The sequence below is a fragment of the Vibrio sp. 10N.261.52.A1 genome, assembly GCF_002876325.1.
Classification (GTDB): domain Bacteria; phylum Pseudomonadota; class Gammaproteobacteria; order Enterobacterales; family Vibrionaceae; genus Vibrio; species Vibrio chagasii.
The window spans coordinates 1-1,037 of sequence record NZ_MCYD01001019.1 but is presented as its reverse complement, the minus strand read 5'-3'; the positions used below and the strand labels follow the sequence as shown (position 1 = coordinate 1,037).

The following is a 1,037-nucleotide window of genomic DNA, read 5'->3' as shown; positions in this document are numbered from 1 at the left end:
TTTTTATTGTTATTACGCCTAGACCAACTTGTCGTCGATTCTATTTTTTTTCATCGCTTTGGCTATCAAAAATCAAGTTCGTTTGAAAAATGTGTGGAATGTATATTTGGTGTGTTTTTAGTGAGTTTTGAATGATGTGGTTTAGGTTGGGCGCAAGTACGATAGACGCATAATTCACGGATAGAACATCAACAGATATAGGGATTATTAATAACGTTGTTTGTTTTTGGGAGTGAAGATGAAAGTTGTATCAAAAGAAAGTGTTACACGTGTTTTAGGCAGCATTGAAGAATATAAACAGGTAGCTTGTGTTGAATCCAAAGGCTTAGATGTCATCAGCTTATTGGTTCGCTTATGTCACCTTCAGAGCAAGAAGATCTCAGAAGACGATCGACAAGTCTTAGTAGACCACATCAAGGATTTGATATCAGAAGAGCTAGCCTTTGCCCAAAAAATGGAACTGGAAGAAGCTGAAGCGATATTAATGAACTCCGTTAGCCCGCTACGCAATCCAGCACAGTCCAAGTGAGGCTAACTGATGCTTGAGTGGAACTCTGAACACCGTCGATACGAGATGTCGGTTCTTGGATTTAAAGTGCACAGTGTCTTTCAGTCGATTAATGACGCTGACCAAAATGTGTTTGGCTATGAGGCGATATGCCGAGTAGAGATGCAAGGTGCAAAGGTAAACGTTAAACGCTTCTATAAAATTCTTGAGGACTTCGGTGAGAAGTCTGAGTTTAGATTTAAGTTTTTCTTGAACATTATGCACTTGAGAAACTTTCGGAACTCGAGCATCTACGGTCGTGATCTAAAGCTGTTTCTCAATGTTACCCCATGCTTTTTTAAGTACTTTTCATACGGGAAAGACTTAAACAGCTTATATCTCCCGTTAATCAAGGAGGAGCGGGTAGACTTGAGTCAAATCGTCGTCGAAATTGTCGAGGACTATTGCCCTTTAGCTGACATAGAGAGTTTACATTGAGGTACTGAGTACCTCAGAAACATAGGTATTTCGTTCGCACTGGATGACTTTG

Annotated in this window: 1 protein-coding gene; it reads left to right on the top strand. The window is 39.9% G+C overall.

Annotated features, from left to right (window positions below; all coding sequences use genetic code 11):
* The first annotated feature begins 238 nt into the window (after positions 1-238).
* Positions 239-529, top strand: a complete 291-nt coding sequence (locus tag BCT81_RS22090) for a hypothetical protein (RefSeq protein WP_102425849.1) — start codon at positions 239-241, stop codon at positions 527-529.
* The last annotated feature ends 508 nt before the right edge of the window (positions 530-1,037 follow it).